Source organism: Vibrio sp. VP6 (assembly GCF_028823755.1).
Taxonomy (GTDB): Bacteria; Pseudomonadota; Gammaproteobacteria; order Enterobacterales; family Vibrionaceae; genus Vibrio; species Vibrio parahaemolyticus.
In genome coordinates this window covers 1-520 of record NZ_JAPEID010000205.1, presented here as the reverse complement: position 1 = coordinate 520, position 520 = coordinate 1, and the positions used below count along the sequence as shown (strand labels likewise).

At 53.5% G+C, this 520-nt stretch carries 1 pseudogene; it reads left to right on the top strand.

From position 1 onward, the window contains the following. Nucleotides 1-520 (top strand): annotated as a pseudogene (locus OU793_RS24895) (hypothetical protein); the annotation flags it as partial.

The following is a 520-nucleotide window of genomic DNA, read 5'->3' as shown; positions in this document are numbered from 1 at the left end:
TCACATCAAAAAGGGCGTGAAGTGGACCGTCATTGGATTGGGGGTATTGATGACCATCATCGTGGTTGGCGTCATCATGCAAAAAGGCCAGCGCAATAAAGATAAAGTGAGCGCGCCAACGCCCACGGAAATCAATACGTCCATGACCACCAAGCAAGCGGCGCTCGATTCGGTATTGGCGCAAAAGCCCAATACCCCCGCCCCGAAAGCGGTGGTGCCAACGCCCATTCCAACTGGCAACGTTACCCCTAGCGTGCCAACCGTAACGCCAGAGATGGCCGCGCAACAAAAGCAACGTATCGCGCAACTCGAAGCGAAACAGAAGTTGCTTAATGAGGCGATTTACTCAGGGATGAACGTGCGCATCGATGAGGCATCTTTACGTTCGTCATCCAGCTCAAAGCAATCGGACAGTGATGAACTACGGGATGCGGAGCAACGCCTCGCTCAAGCCAAAGCGGCATTGAGCAACCCAGACCAAGCATCTTACGAGCAGAGCAATAGCACTGCTGGAGAGTTA